Origin of the sequence: Bacillus sp. NTK071, assembly GCF_017303315.1 — a bacterium.
Lineage (GTDB): Bacteria > Bacillota > Bacilli > Bacillales > Guptibacillaceae > Guptibacillus.
Window position 1 is genome coordinate 74,444 of record NZ_JAFKOI010000002.1, and the last position, 19,815, is coordinate 94,258.

The 19,815-nt window shown below is 37.9% G+C and carries 23 protein-coding genes; 5 read left to right on the plus strand and 18 right to left on the minus strand.

The genetic code is table 11. The annotated features are described in order from the left end of the window. Position 1: 1 nt before the first annotated feature. The 5 genes from cmk to prsW form a co-directional block, all read right to left on the minus strand. Complete coding sequence (cmk, locus tag JI666_RS04565; protein ID WP_206889422.1) at positions 2-673, minus strand: (d)CMP kinase; 672 nt, start codon at positions 671-673, stop codon at positions 2-4. A gap of 149 nt (positions 674-822) precedes the next feature. Next, entirely contained in the window at positions 823-990 is a 168-nt protein-coding gene (locus JI666_RS04570) for a DUF5359 family protein (protein WP_206889423.1), read from the minus strand. Between the two features lie 18 nt (positions 991-1,008). Further along, the gene (ypeB, locus tag JI666_RS04575; protein WP_206889425.1) at positions 1,009-2,358 is read right to left on the minus strand and encodes a germination protein YpeB; all 1,350 of its coding nucleotides are present in this window, start codon (positions 2,356-2,358) and stop codon (positions 1,009-1,011) included. A gap of 15 nt (positions 2,359-2,373) precedes the next feature. Then, positions 2,374-3,165: a spore cortex-lytic enzyme gene (gene sleB, locus JI666_RS04580; protein ID WP_206889427.1), complete on the minus strand. Its 792-nt coding sequence runs from the start codon at positions 3,163-3,165 to the stop codon at positions 2,374-2,376. A 144-nt stretch (positions 3,166-3,309) separates the two neighbouring features. After that, on the minus strand, positions 3,310-3,996 hold the full coding sequence (gene prsW / locus JI666_RS04585) for a glutamic-type intramembrane protease PrsW (protein ID WP_206889429.1): 687 nt from the start codon (positions 3,994-3,996) through the stop codon (positions 3,310-3,312). Positions 3,997-4,121: 125 nt separating this feature from the next. Here prsW and JI666_RS04590 point away from each other — a divergent pair, with 125 nt between their 5' ends. Further along, the gene (locus JI666_RS04590; protein ID WP_206889431.1) at positions 4,122-5,093 is read left to right on the plus strand and encodes an asparaginase; all 972 of its coding nucleotides are present in this window, start codon (positions 4,122-4,124) and stop codon (positions 5,091-5,093) included. 39 nt (positions 5,094-5,132) lie between these two features. Here the strand turns inward: JI666_RS04590 and JI666_RS04595 are convergent, their stop codons facing one another. From JI666_RS04595 to JI666_RS04605, 3 genes are all read right to left on the minus strand, one after another. After that, positions 5,133-6,128, minus strand: coding sequence for a YpdA family putative bacillithiol disulfide reductase (locus tag JI666_RS04595; protein ID WP_206889433.1), 996 nt, complete (start codon positions 6,126-6,128; stop codon positions 5,133-5,135). Between the two features lie 116 nt (positions 6,129-6,244). Then, on the minus strand, positions 6,245-7,525 hold the full coding sequence (locus JI666_RS04600) for a Glu/Leu/Phe/Val family dehydrogenase (RefSeq protein ID WP_206889435.1): 1,281 nt from the start codon (positions 7,523-7,525) through the stop codon (positions 6,245-6,247). A 283-nt stretch (positions 7,526-7,808) separates the two neighbouring features. Next, entirely contained in the window at positions 7,809-8,726 is a 918-nt protein-coding gene (locus JI666_RS04605) for a D-alanine--D-alanine ligase family protein (RefSeq protein ID WP_206889437.1), read from the minus strand. A gap of 201 nt (positions 8,727-8,927) precedes the next feature. Between JI666_RS04605 and JI666_RS04610 the strand changes: the two genes are divergently transcribed. Then, positions 8,928-9,644, plus strand: coding sequence for a PIG-L deacetylase family protein (locus tag JI666_RS04610; RefSeq protein ID WP_206889440.1), 717 nt, complete (start codon positions 8,928-8,930; stop codon positions 9,642-9,644). Positions 9,645-9,672: 28 nt separating this feature from the next. Here JI666_RS04610 and JI666_RS04615 read toward each other — a convergent pair whose 3' ends face one another. From JI666_RS04615 to JI666_RS04635, 5 genes are all read right to left on the minus strand, one after another. Continuing rightward, a complete protein-coding gene (locus JI666_RS04615) occupies positions 9,673-10,263 on the minus strand; it encodes a genetic competence negative regulator (RefSeq protein ID WP_206889442.1) in 591 nt (196 codons plus the stop codon). 139 nt (positions 10,264-10,402) lie between these two features. Next, on the minus strand, positions 10,403-11,326 hold the full coding sequence (locus tag JI666_RS04620) for a MerR family transcriptional regulator (protein WP_206890355.1): 924 nt from the start codon (positions 11,324-11,326) through the stop codon (positions 10,403-10,405). 94 nt (positions 11,327-11,420) lie between these two features. Further along, positions 11,421-12,179, minus strand: a complete 759-nt coding sequence (locus JI666_RS04625) for a metallophosphoesterase (RefSeq protein ID WP_206889444.1) — start codon at positions 12,177-12,179, stop codon at positions 11,421-11,423. Then, the gene (locus JI666_RS04630) at positions 12,176-12,574 is read right to left on the minus strand and encodes a hypothetical protein (RefSeq protein WP_206889446.1); all 399 of its coding nucleotides are present in this window, start codon (positions 12,572-12,574) and stop codon (positions 12,176-12,178) included. The genes JI666_RS04625 and JI666_RS04630 overlap by 4 nt, the downstream gene beginning before the upstream one ends. 59 nt (positions 12,575-12,633) lie before the next feature. Next, on the minus strand, positions 12,634-13,269 hold the full coding sequence (locus JI666_RS04635; protein WP_349769299.1) for a CBS domain-containing protein: 636 nt from the start codon (positions 13,267-13,269) through the stop codon (positions 12,634-12,636). A 210-nt stretch (positions 13,270-13,479) separates the two neighbouring features. Between JI666_RS04635 and JI666_RS04640 the strand changes: the two genes are divergently transcribed. After that, positions 13,480-13,695 (plus strand): hypothetical protein, encoded by a 216-nt coding sequence (locus tag JI666_RS04640; protein WP_206889448.1) that lies wholly within the window; start codon positions 13,480-13,482, stop codon positions 13,693-13,695. 3 nt (positions 13,696-13,698) lie between these two features. Here JI666_RS04640 and JI666_RS04645 read toward each other — a convergent pair whose 3' ends face one another. The 5 genes from JI666_RS04645 to JI666_RS04665 form a co-directional block, all read right to left on the minus strand. Continuing rightward, positions 13,699-14,148: a DUF2663 family protein gene (locus tag JI666_RS04645; protein ID WP_206889449.1), complete on the minus strand. Its 450-nt coding sequence runs from the start codon at positions 14,146-14,148 to the stop codon at positions 13,699-13,701. Between the two features lie 82 nt (positions 14,149-14,230). Next, on the minus strand, positions 14,231-14,413 hold the full coding sequence (locus JI666_RS04650) for a hypothetical protein (RefSeq protein WP_206889450.1): 183 nt from the start codon (positions 14,411-14,413) through the stop codon (positions 14,231-14,233). A 23-nt stretch (positions 14,414-14,436) separates the two neighbouring features. Then, positions 14,437-15,015 carry a CPBP family intramembrane glutamic endopeptidase gene (locus JI666_RS04655; protein ID WP_206889451.1) on the minus strand — a complete coding sequence of 193 codons (579 nt, stop codon included), beginning with the start codon at positions 15,013-15,015 and terminating at the stop codon, positions 14,437-14,439. After that, complete coding sequence (locus JI666_RS04660; protein WP_206889452.1) at positions 14,996-16,537, minus strand: RecQ family ATP-dependent DNA helicase; 1,542 nt, start codon at positions 16,535-16,537, stop codon at positions 14,996-14,998. Before JI666_RS04660 ends, JI666_RS04655 begins: the two co-directional genes overlap by 20 nt. Continuing rightward, on the minus strand, positions 16,537-17,583 hold the full coding sequence (locus tag JI666_RS04665; protein ID WP_206889454.1) for a YpbB family protein: 1,047 nt from the start codon (positions 17,581-17,583) through the stop codon (positions 16,537-16,539). The genes JI666_RS04660 and JI666_RS04665 overlap by 1 nt, the downstream gene beginning before the upstream one ends. A gap of 219 nt (positions 17,584-17,802) precedes the next feature. On the opposite strand from JI666_RS04665, the gene JI666_RS04670 reads away from it, so the two are divergent. Both JI666_RS04670 and serA read left to right on the plus strand, forming a co-directional pair. Further along, complete coding sequence (locus tag JI666_RS04670; protein ID WP_048309199.1) at positions 17,803-18,051, plus strand: ferredoxin; 249 nt, start codon at positions 17,803-17,805, stop codon at positions 18,049-18,051. Positions 18,052-18,213: 162 nt separating this feature from the next. Then, complete coding sequence (serA, locus tag JI666_RS04675) at positions 18,214-19,794, plus strand: phosphoglycerate dehydrogenase (protein WP_206889456.1); 1,581 nt, start codon at positions 18,214-18,216, stop codon at positions 19,792-19,794. Positions 19,795-19,815 lie beyond the last annotated feature (21 nt).

Below are 19,815 nucleotides of genomic sequence, written 5' to 3' on the forward strand. Positions count from 1 at the left end.
ATCATGCCCTTTCTTTCGCTAATTGTAGAATGTGTTCCACTACTTCTGAAATTGTCATCGAAGTTGTGTCAATTTCATTTGCATCGTCCGCTTTCACAAGGGGAGCTACTTCTCGCTCAGAATCACGCTTATCTCTTAATGCTATTTCATTTTTGATTGTATCAAAATCTGCTTCAATTCCTTTATTGATAAGCTCTTTATAACGACGTGATGCTCTTTCTTCAACCGAAGCAATAAGAAATACCTTCAGTTCTGAATTTGGGAGAACATGCGTACCAATATCTCTTCCATCCATTACTACTCCGCCTTTGTCAGCTAATAATTTCTGACGCTTGACCATTTCTTCTCTTACTTCGCTTTGTCTTGCAACGAAAGAAACATTGTTCGTTACATTAAATGATCGTATATCTGTTGTAACATCCTTGTTATCAAGTAATACATGCTGTTCTTCTTCTCCAACTTGAAGATCTATGACTGTCTCATTTAGAAGTTCTTTAAGTAAAGGACCGTTCTCAAGGTCTACTTCTCTCTCAATTGCTTTATACGTTAATGCTCGATACATTGCACCCGTATCAATATAAAGAAAAGAAAGATAATCCGCTACTTGTCTAGCTACTGTACTTTTGCCGGCTCCTGCAGGTCCATCTATTGCAATATTAATTCTCTTTTTCATGTAAATCTTGCCTCCACATTCCATTCATCAATCGTTATTTATAAGAAAAATTACAATATAACGTACAAAAAAAGCAGGGATTCCTGCTTTCTTTGTAAACCAAAATGGTCATATTTATCATAACACAAGACATATTCTCGGTCTATTGACTATTGGCGTATGGTGATTGGCGGCAATCCCTTTACTACACCTTCATAATAGAGTGCTTTGCTAAGATAGATTCGAAACTCATCTTGAGTGAGGAGTACCTGTGAAATGAGCAAGAAGATAAATTGAATCGTGATTAACTTGATTAACAACTTTTCAACTTTTGCCATTGCCGCTCCTCCCTTTTATTACATCGTATTGTAATTCATTTCCGTACCATCCATTTTCTCAACTCGTTCTTCCCGACCATTATTCGCGTTAACGAAGATACGATAGGTTTCTTTATCAATCGTACCCATAAATTCATAACATAATACTTCATCACCAAGGTCGTTTTTGATGATTCCAAGCCCTTCCTCCATTATTTGAACATTAGGATTCACTTGTTCTAACGCCTCATTTCGGGTAATCGAGGGTTCAGTTACTTTTCTTTCATGATGGTTTGTGAGATATTCCAAAGATTCATACCCTGAGATATCCCCATTATCAAGAGCTACTTTAATATGAACAGCATCCGGGTAGATCGATACATCTCCCTGCTGGTATACAAAAGTAAAAACCCCCATTCTGTCATATTGACTACTTTCAGATATTTCCATATTTGTAATGTCGTGTTCCTTTAGAAAACTAGTAGCTTTGTTCGCTGCTTCATTCAAGCTTAGTTTTTGTTTACCGATCTTCCTATCCATTAGGATCCAGATGGGCTTTGCTCCTTTTTTTGTTACATCTAAATTAACACTAGATTTTTTATTTGGATTCTCTATAGAAAGACTATAGGCCTGATATTTAGAATCTTTTCCAGTTGTTGTGATATCTACTGACGCATTTTTATCAATATCAAGAAAATCCATGACATGCTTCTTAGCTTCCTTTTCACTAAGCTCTTTACCCGTAATGTTTTTAGACAGATTTTGCTTCTTCTCATTCAATTGATTTACTTCAGGTCCCCAATTCACCTCACTATAGCCTTCAACTTGTTTGTCAACGGTTTTAAATCCATCTATGATGGTGTTGTCTTGAGGTTGTGACTCTGAAGCAAGTGCTAATTCAACATCCATCCATCTTAAATTGTGATCAATAACCATTGCTTGAACCTTTCTCAGCTCATTCTTTACGTCATTTGAATGATTATGAAGTTTTTTGAGTGTTTCGTATTCCTCTTTTGAGAGTGGTTTCTCGTCAAGATCTCTTACGGCGACACGGTAACTAAAGGACCCAATGTTTGATAGGAACTCTTCTGTTTTGTTAAATGGCATCAGCGTCAACGGAAGCTGACCAACGTCATTTTGTGCTTCTGAAGTCAAGCGCCACACTTCTGCTAGCGCTGGTGACAAACTACTTCTCGAGTTCATCGCTAGTGTTGAACCTATTTTCTCTTCTAGTGCATCCATATGGAAGTTCAAATCGTGAAATGCACGTTGGTACGTATTTTCAGCATTAATTAAGACTGCATTTTTTTCTTGATGCTCCTTATATCCCCAGTAGCCTGTACCAACAACACCGATTGCTAGTGCTCCGATAAGTATCGAACGAATCATGTCTATCCACCTCCATTATTCACAGAATATATGTTTGCCAATTTGTTTGATTTGCGGTCTCGTCCATATCCATCCTGAAGTGGCTGTATTCGGATTAAAATAGTACAACGCCTCTCCGGTTGGGTCCCAACCATTAATCGCATCAATTACAGCCTCTTTCGCACGTTCATTAGGAGTAAGCCATATCTGACCATCTGAAACAGCAGTAAAAGCTCGAGGTTCAAAAATTACCCCTGAAACAGTGTTGGGAAAAGAAGAGCTTTGTACACGATTAAGAATGACAGCAGCTACTGCCACTTGTCCTTCATATGGCTCACCTCTTGATTCGCCATATACAGCATTCGCAATGAGTTTAATATCATTTTGAGAATAGCCTGAAGGGGTGTTCTTACCCTGAACGTTGGTATTTGAGTCTTTAGACTTATCTCCAGAAGATTGAGCTGTATTAGGACTTTGTCCCTTATTCGACTGTTGCTTAGCAGATTGATCATATTTAGTAGTCTTATTTAACTTCGCCTTCATGTCAGATCCTACAAGTCCATCTACCTTCATCCCAAACTCATATTGAAAATTTCGAACGGCCCAATAGGTCCCCCAACCAAACACTCCGTCTATAGAACCAGTATAGAACCCAATATTCTTTAATCTCGTTTGAAGTTCAATAACATCTGTTCCTATTGCTCCTTTTTGAATAATCTGATTAGAAAAAGCATCTACCTTATTTCCTGTATCTAATACCGTGATAAACGGAATACATAGTAGACCGACTATCAGAGGGAATTTCAAGATACTAACTACCTTTCTCATGATGAGGACCTCCTGCTCATTCAGTTTCATATATGTAGTTTTTGTAGCAGCAATCATTTTATACAACAAACAGCTCCAAGATTGCTCTTCTTCTTGCTTTAAACAAAAAAAGATGCCACACTCGGCATCTTAATCCTTGTTTCTTTATAACATTTTCATATCTTTCGATTGTAGAAACTCAGCTTGATTCAAATCTGCAACTTTGATTTTCCTTAATCCGACAAACCATAATATGAGCATAAAAGGAATCATTAAATAAATCGTATTGCTATTAATTTGGAGAACGAGATAATTGTAGGTCCCATGAAACAAAAAAGGAACTAGTAGTGAAAGCGAGATCCACTTTCCTATTTTATTTTGCAGCGTAAACTTCCCTCTTCCGAGATACGAACCCATCATTAATCCAAATAAAGCATGACTGGATACTGGAAGAAGGGCACGCCACCATGCTTCTTGGATACCGTAAGCGAATAGGTAGAACACATTTTCAACGGACGCAAAACCAAGTGAAATCGCTACTCCATAAACAATTCCATCATAGAAATCGTTAAATTCTATATGAATGTACACAGTAAAATAGAATATAAACCACTTTAAAAACTCTTCAAGCAAACCAGACATTAGATAGGCCTGGCTAAAAGGAGACTGCAAAAAATCCTCTACCTTAAATCCGTGTTGAATCACCATTACTGGGAATACAAGCATCCCTCCAAATACAAAACTTCGTACAACTGGCCCTATAGGCTCAGTTCCGTACTGATGCTGTTTAAGGTAGAAAAAACAAAGAAGTGCAATGCCCGGTGCTATTCCAGCAGTTATTGCGGCTAACATAGGCTTTCCTCATTTCTATCTGCACGTAATTAAAAAGACTGACTCATTTGTACCTATACTTTTATAATCGTATCATGTTACTTTATTTATGGATACAATTATTAGGAATATGACGAGGTGACCCCATGAGCAAAATATTAATTATACATACGGGAGGAACCATTGCAATGGAGGAGAATAAAGAGTCCGGTACAGTAGCACCCGGCAAAGAGAATCCTCTAAACGCAACTCTCGAAAACCTATTAAGCGGTGTAGATGTGATTACTGATGATTTTCTCAACATCCCATCACCACATATGACTCCTGATATCATGTTTAAAATAGCTGAGAGAATTGAAACTAGAATTAGACAAGAGCATATTAGCGGAGTCGTTATATCACACGGTACTGACACGCTTGAGGAAACAGCCTATCTACTTGACCTGGTGCTTCAGACTGACTTACCTGTTGTTGTAACAGGTGCGATGCGTTCTAGTAATGAAATAGGTTCAGACGGCCCCTATAATCTCATCTCGTCCATCAAGGTTGCCTGCTGTGAAGAAGCGAAAGGGAAAGGGGTTCTTGTTGTATTAAATGATGAAATTCATACAGCAAAGAACGTAACAAAAACCCATACGAGCAATGTCTCTACCTTTCAAAGCCCTCAATATGGACCAATCGGAATTGTAACGAAGCAGCGAGTGTTCTTTCATCACACCTTAACAAATCGAGACCGCTACCATATTTCAGGATTAACCAAGAAAGTGATGCTCCTTAAAGCATATGCTGGAATGGACTCCCAGCTCCTTTTTGCCGCTGGTGAAATTGGAATTGACGGCATCGTGATAGAAGCGCTTGGACAGGGCAACCTGCCGCCTGAAATGATGGAAGGCATAAAGCAACTAAGAAAGAAAGGAATCGCTATCGTCATGGTTTCTCGCTGTTTTAATGGCATTGTCCAGGATGTTTATGGGTATAAAGGCGGAGGGAAAAATTTAAAAGAGCTCGGCGTCATTTTCTCAAACGGATTAAATGGGCAGAAAGCTCGATTGAAATTACTCGTTACACTTGAAGCAACAGAGAACCCTGAAGACTTACACAAACTATTTCTAAGGTAAATCGGCATTATGTTCTTCCATGTATGCAAAAAACCTACCTTAATCGGTAGGTTTTTTTTCTTTATTAATAATGGCACGTGCAATCATAGCACCATGAAGTCGACCATTCTCTATAAAAATTTCATTCGCATTGTTACCTGCAGCTATAACACCTGCAATGTAACAATCCTCTACATTCGTTTCCATTGTTTTCTCATCAAATGTAGGACGCCCACTTTTCTCATCAATTTCAATACCAATCTTAGTGAGGAAAGAATGATCGGGATGATAACCGGTCATAGCAAATACAAAATCATTTGGAATGGTTTTTTTCTTTCCATTCACTTCATAATCTATTTCCTTCTCACGGACTTTAATAAGGCTAGCATTAAATTCCATAGCTACTTTTTTATTTTTTACAAGGGCTTCAAACTCAGGAAGAATCCAAGGTTTAACACTTTTAGAGTAGTCGGCTCCCCTATACAAAATGGTAACTCTTGCTCCTGCCTTCTCAAGCTCTAAAGCAGCATCCACTGCAGAATTTTTTCCACCAATTACCGCAATATCTTGGTCAAAGTAAGGGTGAGGCTCTTTAAAATAATGTAAAACTTTATCCAGATCTTCTCCAGGAATCCCCATATAGTTAGGGCTGTCGTAATAACCAGTTGCGATGATTAGACGCTTTGCATGATAAGTTATTTTTTTAGATTCGTGAATTTTCTCTGTATGAATCACAAATCCGTCTTCTTCTTTCTTAATTAGATTAGCTTTTTCAAATGAATGAATCCGAAGATCCTTGCGCTTTGCTACGTCCCTGTAATAAGCCAGTGCTTGATTTCGTTTTGGCTTTCGTTCTTCAATAATAAAAGGAACATCACCAATTTCTAACTTTTCACTTGAACTAAAGAACGTTTGATGCGTTGGGTAATGATAAATTGCATTGACGATATTGCCTTTTTCAATTAGTAATGGGTCATAACCCTCATTCATTAATTCAATCGCTGCTGACATGCCACACGGCCCAGCACCAATAATCACTACTTGTTCTTCTCTCATTTTACTCACTCCCGAACCTATCCATAAAAACTACAATTTCTATTCTCATTGTACGCATTGTAAAAGAAAAATTCCCTACCTGAATGATAGGGAATTTTCATCGGTTTAGCAACTATTTAAATCCAGCCTCTAAATCGAGATGCTTCTGCCATTTTGCGAACTCCAACCATATAAGCAGAAAGTCTCATATCAACGCGACGAGTTTCTGAAGTACGATAGATTGAATTGAAAGCGTTAACCATCACTTTTTCAAGCTTTGCTTCCACTTCTTCTTCTGTCCAATAGTAACCTTGATTGTTTTGAACCCATTCGAAGTATGATACTGTCACTCCTCCTGAGCTTGCAAGTACGTCAGGTACAAGAAGAATTCCACGTTCAGTTAAAATTTTGGTAGCCTCAATGGTTGTTGGACCATTAGCCGCTTCCACAACGATACTTGCTTTAATTTGGTGCGCATTCTCTTCTGTAATCTGATTCTCAATCGCAGCTGGAACGAGAATATCACAATCAAGCTCAAGAAGTTCCTGGTTCGTGATTGTCTCTTTAAAGAGTTTCGTTACCGTTCCAAAGCTATCACGTCGATCTAATAAATAATCAATATCGAGACCCTCTGGGTCATGAAGGGCTCCATATGCATCAGAAATACCTACGATTTTCGCTCCAGCGTCGTGCATAAACTTGGCAAGGAAGCTACCAGCATTTCCAAAGCCTTGAATAACAACGCGAGCGCCCTCTATCTTTATATCCTTCTTCTTGGCTGCTTCACGGATACATATAGTTACGCCTTTTGCTGTAGCTGATTCTCTTCCATGAGAACCGCCTAATACAAGTGGTTTACCTGTGATGAATCCTGGAGAATCAAATTCACGAATTCGACTATATTCATCCATCATCCACGCCATAATTTGAGAATTCGTAAAAACATCTGGAGCTGGAATATCTTTTGTAGGACCAACGATTTGACTAATCGCTCGTACATAACCACGACTTAAGCGTTCAAGTTCTCTAAACGACATTTCACGCGGATCACAAACAATCCCACCTTTACCTCCACCATAGGGAAGATCGACGATGCCTGCTTTTAAACTCATCCATACTGAAAGAGCTTTAACTTCTGTTTCAGTTACATCCGGATGGAAACGTACGCCACCTTTGGTTGGTCCAACTGAATCATTATGCTGAGCGCGATAGCCTGTAAAAATTTTGGTAGATCCATCATCCATACGAATTGGAATACGGACTGTCATTAACCTCATTGGTTCTTTTAATAATTCATATACTTCACTTGGATAACCTAATTTATCAAGCGCTTCATGAATGACCGATTGTGTCGACTCTAATACGTTCCGTTTTTTCTTCTTTCCTTGTCCATTATCTGTTTCGTTTTTGTCGACCATTGATTTACCTCCCATTACTGTGCACTTACTTGGTTGTTTTTAGATCGAAAGCCTTACAATTCTGGCCCTGCTTGCAATTGCATATTGGATATTTTCTTAATTTGTTTATAGAATATTCTTTGCTCTGCTTTCAAAACATAGTATACACGTTTCGCTAAACGATGAGAAGGCATTCCGGGTACATTTATGCAATTTGTTCCGCATAAAATGAAAACGCTTACTAGCGAAGTGCACCTAATTACGAATTAAAACGAAGACCTCACATCTTTGTGAGGTCAAACGTTTACTTTTTCTTTAAACCTAGTTGAATAAGATGCTCAATCATTTGCTCATAAGAATAACCAACTTCTTTGGCTGCATCAGGATATAAACTAGTAGGCGTCATGCCCGGCAAAGTGTTAACTTCTAGAAAAACGGGTTCTGTTCCATCTTTGGGAACGATATAATCTACCCTTGAGTAGGTTTCACATCCAAGTAGTTCATGAGCAATTACAGACTGATGTTGAATCATCTTGGTGTAGGTCTGAGAAATGCGAGCAGGTACAATATGCTCACTACCACCCTCCGCATATTTTGACTCATAGTCATAGTATGCATTTTTAGGAACGATTTCTACTACAGGTAAGGATTGGACATTGCCCTTTTCTCCCATAACTGCAACGGTTACCTCTGTTCCTGAAATAAACTCCTCTAGTATGACAGTGTTATCAAAGCGAAATGCTTCTTCAATTCCTCTGTTAAGCTCTTCTTCATTTTGAGCAATGGTTAACCCTATAGTGGAACCTTCACTGTTTGGTTTAACTACAACTGGAAAACCAAATGGCAAATCAACAGAATGATTATCATCTGATTTATACAATACAAGATCTTTAGCAAGTCTGATACCTGAGTCCTTTAGGACCTTTTTACTTTTCGCTTTATCCATCGCAACCGCTGACCCGAGGACACCTGATCCTACGTATGGAATTTGTAGCATATCAAGAAGTCCTTGAATACGCCCATCCTCTCCATATTTTCCGTGGAGTCCAATAAACACAATATCAACGTCTAATTCCATGACCTCTGTTAATCGTTCTGGGTGAAAATCTAATCCGATCACTTCATGACCATTCTCTTTAAGAGCTTTCACAATTCCTTTTCCACTGGATAGTGACACTTCTCTTTCTGCAGATGTGCCTCCATAAAGTACTCCTACTTTCATTATCTATACCTCCTGGGCTGCTTTTATGTAAGTCATTATATTCGATTGTTATAGGTGTGGAACTTACCAAAACTTCTCTTATCATACCATGTTTTTAATTAGCTATGTAATCTCTTTACCCACCTCCAAACAATATTATTGGTAAAGAGTGATCAACCTTCGTTATACTAGCACTACTCTTACTATGAAAGGAAATGTCCTATGTCAAGAACCATTATGTTTATATTCGCACACCCTGATGATGAATCATTTACATCAGGTGGCACATTATTAGAATTAGCGAAACAAAAGGATACGAAAACAGTGCTTTACAGTGCAACACCTGGTGATGCAGGAAAATGCGGTGAACCACCTTTATGTACACCTGAAAACCTTGCATCGGTCCGGAGAAAAGAATTAGAGACAGCTGCTAACTTGCTTCGTATAGACCAACTAATTATTGATAACTTTAAAGATGGTAAGTTAAATGAATTACCTTCTGGCGTTCTAAAAAATGAAGTACTTAAGCAAATTCATGTTGTTAAACCCGAAGCAGTCGTTACATTCCCACCACATGGACTATCTGGCCATCCTGACCATAAAGCCATTCAACAAGCTACTCTAGAAGCAGTACAAGATTCTTCATCTGGTGTTAAAGAACTATATTATACAACTTTCCCTCAATCACTAGCTAATGAAACTGGGAATCCCGCATTCTCCGATCCTGATGAGTCGATTTCTTTAATTAAATCATTTTCGCAAGATCATATGAATAAGATAAAAGAAGCGCTTCTTGCTCACCAAACACAGCATTTGTCTGTAGAACGTGTTTTCCCAACTATTATTCAAGATACAGCGTTTATGAAGTTTAATAATAAAGAGTACTTTATCCGTGCATGGCAGCACCCACAGTACAAATCAGACCCACTTCTCAACTAACGAACAAAACCTCCCAATTGGGAGGTTTTTATTTAAAATACTTATTTAACTGCTCTATTGCAGTTGAGTCCATCAAAGTTTTTCCGTACTCTATTACTCGATAGCTTGTTATCGTAGACGGATTTCCATATTCTGCAAGAAGTGCAATGAGTGAATCTAATTCATACTCCGCGAATTCTTCTTCATCGAACTTCATATAGAAATGATTCTGGAACGAGTAAAGAGTGCCTCCAAAAATCCCAACGTTAATTAACATTTTAGACAGTCCAATAACATCCTCTAATGAAGCAAATTCATAAAACACTTCATCGCTTTCATCAAGAGTTACCTGCATTTCGATATAATCTTCGCTGTAGTCGTCTTCAAAGTCATTCTCATTTGAGCCTTTCGTCACAATGACCACCATTCCCTGTGCAGGTAGTGAGAATACCTCTACAGCGATAGGACCATCCACTTTGAAACCAAGCTCGTCATCAGCTTCCATGATCATTTCACGAAAAAGCCTGTGAACTTTTGGTACGTCCTGCCAGAGCTCTTCTTTCGTAATTCCCCGTTCGTTTAAATCGTCATAAGTTAGAAAAATCTTTATTTTGTCGTAAGTTAAACGTTCAAGACGCATCTAATTCCCCCCTACCGTCTGTCACCCGCAAATCCTTTATTCATACTATATGTGATTACGCAGAGTTGGTTCTTGGTTGACATTATTGTTCTAGTTTACACCGATTAGGGAAGCTTAGACAAGTCAGGACACCTGTCCATTAATACGTTAATTTCTGAAGCTTATCTTTAATCCATATATCCCATTCATCTCTTGTATTTCCAACACAAAAGGAATCATATGTTTGTCTTTTTTCTTTATCAACATAAGAAATAGCAGTTCCACCAATCCCAACTGTCAACTCAGGGAACCTTTGGTCTAGTGTGTCAACGAAGTCTAAGCACCTAGGTAGATTTTTCATAAGTGTACAGGATAGGAATAGAATTTTAGGATCCGTATCCTCGACAATTACCTGAATATCTGATTCAGGAATACTCGATCCTAGGTAGATCACTTCAAATCCTTTTCTTCTTAAATAAAGAGTAAAGATTAACAACCCTAGCTCATGATACTCCCCAGGCGAACAAACCGCCATTACTTTCGGGAGATAGCCATCTACAGGAAGCGTATGAAAGATCATACCTATTCTCGAACGTAAAAATGCACTAGTAAAATGCTCATGAGCAATTGTGATTTTTCCATCTTCCCATAAATCCCCCACTCGTACGAGGAGCTTAGCAAGAATATCGTGAACTACTTTATCAATGCTAAATACAGAAAAAGCTTGATTTAACAATTCCTGTGCTTTGCTTTCATCGAATGCGAGAAGTGCTTCAAGAATTTCATCAGCGAGCAATTGTGCTCGATCTTGTCCTATACCGAGATCTATACTTTGTGAATCGGAAGGTGTATGACCACTTTCAAGCAACTCAACAGCCTGACTTATGGTAAACCCCTGTTCTGTTTTTTGAACAAGCCATTTTAAGATAGACATATGTTCTTCTGAGTAGAGACGATGACCGGCTTCATTACGAATAGGAGAAATAATATTATAACGCCTTTCCCATGCCCTTAAGGTCCCCGGTTGTATACCCAGTTTTTTCGAGACCGCTTTAATATTATATTTACCTTCAGACATAGTAATCTTCCCCTCTAATACTGCCTTTATCACACCTAGTATAAAGGGTGAATGAGGTTTGTGTAAACTTTGTATAAGTATTTAATATAAATAATTGAATTTATTTCCTTTTTAATATAAAAATATGTGTTTCAGCAGGCGCCATTAGCCTTAACGGCAAGGTAGTAGTTCCATAACCATTACTAATAACTACTGTCGTTCCGTTTACTTGCTTGGTTCCTCCTTTTTCACGAATTCCCCAACCTAACAGACGAATTTGACCTCCATGTGTGTGTCCTGAGAGAATCAGTTGTATCTCGTTATTCTCAGGAAGATCATGTTGTACATCGGGATTATGACTTATGAGGATTTTTGTATGTTCATTTGCTGCATCTAGTGCTTGCTCAAGAGAAGCATTCTCTGTAGACAAATCATCAATCCCTAGAAAGTTAATCGCTTCGTTGTTTTTAACGATTTTAGCAGCGTCGTTTTTTAAGATCTTTATATGATTTTCAAGAAGAATTTTTTCAAGTGTTTCTGGATTCTCTTCATAGTCATTATTACCCCATACGAAATAGCACGGGGCAAGTTTACTTAACTGCTCGAGATTTTCGTTTACTTTCTCAAATGAAACCCCTTTTTCCATCACGTCTCCACCTATAACGACAGCATCAACGTTGTTCTTCACCTTACTCAGAATACGTTTAGAAATTAATCGGTTATGCAAATCAGATATAAAAAAGATTCGATAGGAATCGAAACTTTTTGGTAAATCTTTAATTTGAAGTTCTTGTGTTACAACTCTATTAAGATGTGCTTCAATCCACATGTAGCCCAGTAGCAATAAGCCTACTACAACCAACCCAATAAAATAAATCATGCTTCATTACTCCTTCGGAATCTTTTCACCGCTTTCGCAGCACTTACATCAGCTGATAATCCACCATATATAAAAGCCATAACAAGCGACGAAAGAGATAACCACTTATTATTTTGAAACAATATCCAGTATACTCCAATTAGTGAACTTACCTCAATGATGAAAACTCTAAGATGAACACTGTTTTGAAGAGAGAATGATATAAAACCTTCAACATGTTCCTTAATGATTCTTGCAACTAAAAGAAAACCTATTAAAAAACAAATAGCTCCTAATCCATACCGAGCACTGTTTAACATCATATCTGTGAACGTAATGCTATTTAACTTCAAGTTACTTTCTGCAAGATAGATAAAGCTCAAGACTCCAGCTAACCTAAATAGACGAATTATCATAAGCAAAACCCCCCACTCTAACGTATGTAAGAGTAGGAGGTTTTATGGGTAAGAAGCGATTAAACTTCTTTAATATCCAACACTTTGAAACCATTCTGTTCCAGCTTTGCGATAAATTGATCCAGGTTTTCGCTTTTTTCTATTTTCATAACTATTCTTCTAACGTTCTGATTGCTTTCATCAAATGTTGAAAGCGAAATAATATTTTCATGAAACTTTTTTGCGATTTTCGCAAGCCTTGCGATTCTTCCTTCTGTTTCAGAAGAAGCAAATGCAATTCGTATACCTGGCTTTCGCATCCCAAAAGCACTTTGAAATTGATCAAGAATATCAGACCTTGTAATGATTCCTATAAAGTTCTGGTTATCATCTACAACAGCAATGAGTGGCGCATTCTTTGCAAGTAGAAGTGTTGTTTCAAACACTGCCTCTTGATCTACAGTGACATCTTTTTGGTAAGCGATATCTCCAGCACTTGTTTCATTAAGAAACTTTTCTTTATCCGTTACATCACTTTTAAAATATGCTTTATAAATACGATTAAAGGTAACGATGCCTACATATTTATTTCCTTTGATAACTGGAACACCATCAATTTCACGCTCTTTAAGCAGTTGGAGTGTTTCACTTAACTTTGTGTCATCATTCACATAAACCGTTTCTCGAATTGTTTTCATTGCACTACGTACATACACAACTATCACCTCTTTGTAAGATCACTACACTTAATTAATACCACAATTCAAGAATAATATCCTTCAAAAACCTAAATTCACACAAAATCGGGCTAACATTTCCGTAAATTGGGCTTTTTAATTTCTTGAAGATTCAGTCTTTTTAATGTAAAATAAAAGTATAACCAGACCGAATGGGACGGATACCAAATAAACGGAGATGATGGATCAATGATTAATAAACTTAAAACAAAATCATTGTTGGGAAATGAAGATCTAGATTTTAATCGCCGTCTTGGCATGCCCGTTGAAGTATTCTGCCCTAAACTTAAAGATACAGTTGCTTTTGGTAAAATTGAAATGTTTGTAGAGGATGAGTTATCAATAAATGGTAACTACTTCCAAATTGAACAATACCTGTTCTTCGGATGTCCTGAGCAACGGTAACAGCTATTTATGATAAAGATTAACGTCATGTGTTTCTTTCATATATTTAAATACATCATGTCTATTCTGCCATTGAATCTGACCTTCAAAAAGCTCGTCGCTTCGATCCAATACCTCTAATCTAAGGGATTCAAATTCATCCTCTGCTTTTTTACACTTTTTGGTAAACTTCCTTAACTGATAAAATGCCACTATACTCATTGTAATCGATACGAAGAGAAACGGCGTGGTTGTAGGAGAAACTGCTCTTACAAATAACGCCGTACTCCTTTCAAGCTCGTACAAAAATAACGCTCCAATGATAAGCACAAAAAACGTTAGAACATATCCATAGAAAAGAGACTTCGCTTTAAAGTGTTTTTCATCATTTTTCCTTTCCACTAATTCTTGTAGCAATACGATCGTCACGTCAGATTGAGGCTGCGGAAGATTCCACTGTTTGAATGCATCCACTTCGCTCCCCCCTTTACTGAGACTAGTCTATGCACCTCAGGCTTCAGATAATACTGGGGAAATAGTGATGTACTAGATAAATTTAAGCGAAGTACGAATAGAGAAGAAATATTGAAACCATTCCAATAAAAAGCAGTGCAAGAACACGGATCAGTGTTAGCGACGGTAACTCGCTTTCCTTTTTTCCAGTTCTAGCTCGCTTTTTTTTGTTTTCTTTATTGCGATGATAGTCTTTTCTGGATGGTAATGGACTTTCGTTCTTCATATAACTCACCTTTCATGATGTGATCAAGAATGTGCTTTTTGTTTGATGAGGATTCCCATTGTAGAATCAATTAGAAAATGAGCTGTAATGGTTACGAGAACGTTATCCGTCAACTCAAACAATATTCCCAAGCTAAAACTAATCCCAACAACTAATGTAAACAACACAGGCTTAGCTAGATACCTAACGTGAATAATAGCAAATAAACCACTCGCTATGAACAGACCCAAATGAGTTTGGACAACGCCGCGAAACATTAGTTCTTCGCTAAATGAAATGATAAAGGCTAGGAACAATATATGTGGTACAGAAAGATTGGAGAAGATCCTTTCATTAATTCCCCCATCATCAAGCTTGTCTTCTGGCAATACTTTCATTAGAAATTGATCAATTAAAACAACCAATAATGCCAACCCACCACCTAGAAATAACATATCACTCATATTAAATTCTACTATTTCATCTATAAACCATACTTCAGAAAATAGAATGACACCAATCACAAATGACAGGATGAGAAGGATCCCCTGTGTTAAATAAACATTGATGAGCAATTCACGATCCGAGAGGTTATTTACAATTTCAGCCTGTCGGTTTCTCACCAGAATCCTCCTTATTATTTACAAGTAACCTTTTAAGCTCTTGCTTCCAATTGGTTATTTGATTTCTTTGTTGATACGACCCTTTATCATCTTTAAAATAGTTGCTTAAGGATAGTCCGCAAAAATCGCAACAATCTTCTATGGTGACTGGTGATTCGTCAAATAGCGTAAGAAGCCCATTCCTTCTACACTGATTGTCTTCTAACCAGCTTTTAAACCTTGTCCACTTCAATAGCTTTTCTTTTCTTCGTTTTTCAGCTTCTGCCGTAATAACCTCAACAGCATCAGTCATTTGAAAAGGCTGTATGATTTCATTTTTCAGAAAGTCGTGGACCTCTAATTTATGAACAATAAGACGCCAGGCAGTCTCTGTTAAACCAAACGGTATATCCTGGCTCTCATATTGCTTTACTGATAACCGTTCTCCAGTACGCTTAGAAAGGTTGCTCAACACGTCTATAATTTGTGCTCTAGCCGGAAGCTCGCTGTCAATAAAAGATAAAGGTAGAAATTCATCTTCTTCTGTATAAAGATGAATCGCAATGGCTTTCTTCTGATCTCTTCCAGCACGACCTATTTCTTGCAGAAAACTTTCAATCGTAGAGGGAGGATGAAAATGAATTACATAGCGGATATTGCTTTTGTTAATGCCCATACCAAATGCATTAGTCGAGCATACAATAGAAAGTTCATTATTTAAAAACTGCTGCTGGATGAGCAAACGATCTTCTTGATTAAGTCCAGCATGATACGAAGCCACACTTCCAATTCCCGCTTCTTCTAACTCTCTGGCTATTTTGTCTGCCCAATTTCTGCTAGAAAAGTAAATGATCCCAGGTCCTTCAAGCTGTCCTGCGTAATGGTGCACCGCCTTAACTTTCTCAACTATCGAGCTGTGTTTTTCTAGCTTAATCGCAATGTTGGGTCGATCAACACTTTGAACATGGTACGCAGGATTATTCATTTGCAACTGCTTTACAATATCTTGACGAACATCTTTCGTTGCTGTCGCTGTCAAAGCAAGTAGAGGTGGGTGACCTAGCTGTTCTCTAAGTGACCCAAGTTTCAAATAATCTGTTCTAAAGTCATGACCCCATTGGGAAACACAATGAGCTTCATCCACAACCATTAAACCAAATGAGAGTTGCTTCAGTACACGCTGAACAGTTTTATTTTGTAGAATTTCTGGTGATGCATAAATAAAAGAATACTTTGATAATTGCCTTAATATACTCATCCTTTTATTAAAATCAAGAAAGCTATTTAAAGCAACTACTCGCTTCTCTCCATGCGTTTTTAATTGTTGGACCTGATCTTCCATTAAAGATACAAGTGGTGAAACAATCAACACTGGAGAAGCTCCAGCATAAGCTGACAATTGATAGCAAAGTGACTTTCCAGCACCTGTTGGTAGCATAGCAAACACATCTTTACCATCTAATACGTCTTCAATAATGCCTTCCTGACCTTCTCTGAACTGGTGATATCCGAAGTGTTTATATAAAACGTCGGCTAAATTCATTAAACCCCTTCTTTGCAAAGTGTTAATCTGATTTCAAAATAAGGATACTTATGATCTAAATGTTCCTTAATTGTTTTTAAACGTTGGCTCTTTGTCTCCTGGCTAGCTGCAATAATCGATTGCTGTGCTTGTTTTGAAACAAAAGGATCAATTGAAAAGTCCGGTACATTGATTGCAATTTCAACTACATGATCTTCAATCGTGCTTCTCTTTAATTGTCGCTTTCTAACAATATGCTCCATTGTTAAACCTTTCTGCAGCAGAACATAAGTTTGTCTGGTAGAAGACGTTAAAGGCATTTCAGCATGCTCATCTGCTGCTAAAGAAGTAAGCAATGGACAATCACTGGTATTTTGAACGAAAGTAAGACAAGCATGTATAATACTATAGAATTTAATGGTAGCTTCTTCTAAAGTAATCCCAAACTCGGTTGCAGTTTGTTGTAAAGTAAGTCCAGTTCTCCCAACACCACTAAGGCGATGAACGAAAAAAGTGGCAAGTTGATTAGGCAGATTTTCAAGGACACATGTTACCTCTTTATACAGTTCTGCTGCTATCTTTACTCTTTCCTCAGAACTAATAGGGAAATGCTTTCTAACCCAACCTTGCGTCAATTCATCTTTCATGACGGGGTAAAAATTCATATTGTTATGAACAGAATAAGAAAGACTCTGCACGTATAAACTAAGGCGCTGCCAGAATTGATCGGCTAGGTGATGATACTTCCATCCGTTTAAATGTGTTGGAAATGGGTCGGAATTTAAGAATATTTGAAGAGTACCATTTCCATCGGATGTGATCACATAACGGTCTCGATCTGTTTGCTCAAGTGACCCCGCATTCACTAGGTGCTCAGTTGCTTCCTCGAGCTGTTCTCTGTTCAGATGCTTGAGCATTCCAAACAAGAACGAAACGTCGAAAAGCCTGGCATCTTGAATCGTTTGTGAAGACTTCTTTCCCTTTAAGAGATGATACACTGCTGATAAAGAGCGCTCACCTTTATAACGATTAAGAACAAATAACACTACACCATCTAAATATTCCATGATAAGACCACCCTGTCACTAGCTCTCTTCTCATTGTATCAAATTTTATGCAGTGTTTACTTAAATTAAAATCGGGAAACAACCAATTAGGCACTCAGAAAAGTATTTGACTATTGAAAAGTCAAGAAATCACCTTTACAATAAAGTTATTAAAAACTTTCATTTATGTATAAAAGAACGATGAAAGGCATATAGAAGTATTGAATAGGAGGTTAAATCATGGCTAAGTATACTATTGTAGATAAAGACACTTGTATTGCTTGTGGTGCTTGTGGCGCTGCTGCACCAGACATTTACGATTATGACGACGAAGGTATCGCGTTTGTAACCCTCGACGATAACGAAGGTATTGTCGAAATTCCTGAAGTACTTCATGAAGATATGATGGATGCATTTGAAGGTTGCCCTACTGACTCAATCAAAATTGCTGACGAGTCTTTCGACGGTGACGCATTAAAATTCGAATAGTAATGTTTCAAATCCCCGGTTATGTAACCGGGGATTTCCTTTTCTCCAGATTGGTTCTATTTAAAATCTAATTGAAATTGACACTTTAATGCTTTCATGATAAAAAGTATAGTATTAAGTTTTCTAAAAAATTAGAAGAGATAGAAAAAAGGAGTGGAGAAGTTGGCTTACGTTCTTGTTACAGATGGAATTCAGGAAGATGGATTGCAACCTTTATTAAATGACAGTCAGGTTCAATGTGATATTGGCTCACTGAACGAATTTAGCGATCGTCTAAATCAATATGAGGCACTATTAGTTCGAAGCGCGACGAAAGTAACTGCCGAAGTTCTCAATAAAATGCCAAATTTAAGGATTGTAGCTAGAGCGGGGGTAGGTGTTGATAACATTGATCTTGACGCTGCAACCAAACGGGGAGTCATTGTTGTTAACGCACCTGACGGTAACACAATTTCTACAACTGAACATACTTTCGCTATGATGGCGGCACTTGTTCGCAATATTCCACAGGGAACATCATCTTTAAAAACCGGAAAATGGATGCGTAAGCACTATGTCGGCACAGAACTCCATGGCAAAACACTTGGAATTGTAGGTATGGGAAGGATTGGTACTGAGCTTTCAAGGAGAGCAAGAGCATTTGGAATGAATGTTGTTGTATTTGATCCATTTTTGACAAATGATCGAGCTCAAAAACTTGATGTTCAATCTGTTGAATTTGATCATTTGCTCGATAGTGCCGATATTATTACAGTTCACACACCTCTTACAGACAAAACACGCGGCCTGTTGAATGAAGATACGATTGCAAAAACAAAAAAAGGCGTCTTTCTGATTAATTGCGCTCGAGGAGGAATTATTGATGAGCAAGCGTTGATCCCTTTCCTTGACTCCGGACATATTGGCGGTGTAGCACTTGATGTATTTGAAGCAGAGCCGCCTGAACATGACCATCCTCTTCTTGGCTACGATCAGGTTATCGTCACGCCACACCTCGGTGCTTCTACGAAAGAGGCGCAGCTTAACGTCGCGGCTCAAGTAGCAGATGAGGTCTTATATTTCCTTCAAGGTAAACCAATTAGAAATGCTATTAATCTTCCAGGCTTCTCGAAAGAAGAGTATGAGAAGATCAAACCTTATTATGAACTCACTCGTAAAATGGGAAGTATTCTTTCACAATGTATGAAGTCAGCAGTTAATCTCGTTGAAGTAAGCTACGCTGGTAAACTAACGGAACTTGATACTGTCATCTTGACAAGAAACCTCATGGCCTCTTTTCTTAAATCAAGACTAGACACGACAGTTAATGAAGTGAATGCTCCTTCTATCGCGAAAGAGCGCGGTATTACGTATGGAGAGAAGCATAGCTCCGAAACACATGGTTATTCGAACCTCATTTCAGTGACGGTTAAAGGTGATAAAGAAGCTTTTTCACTACAAGGCACATATATAAAAGAATACGGAGATCGGATTACACAATTAAACGGGTTTGATATTGACTTCCACCCTCAGGGACATCTGTTATATATTCAGCATAATGACAGACCAGGTGTTATCGGTAATGTTGGGAAAGTATTAGGAGAACACGAAATTAATATCGCTACGATGCAAGTTGGAAGAAAAACAGCTGGAGGAGAAGCAATTATGATGCTCTCATTTGATAGCGAACTTCCTAAAAATATCGAAGAGACGCTTGAATCTGTTCAGGATATTGTAAAAGTTGAACAAATTGGCGGAGTGTAGTAATGAAAAAGAACAAGAGCG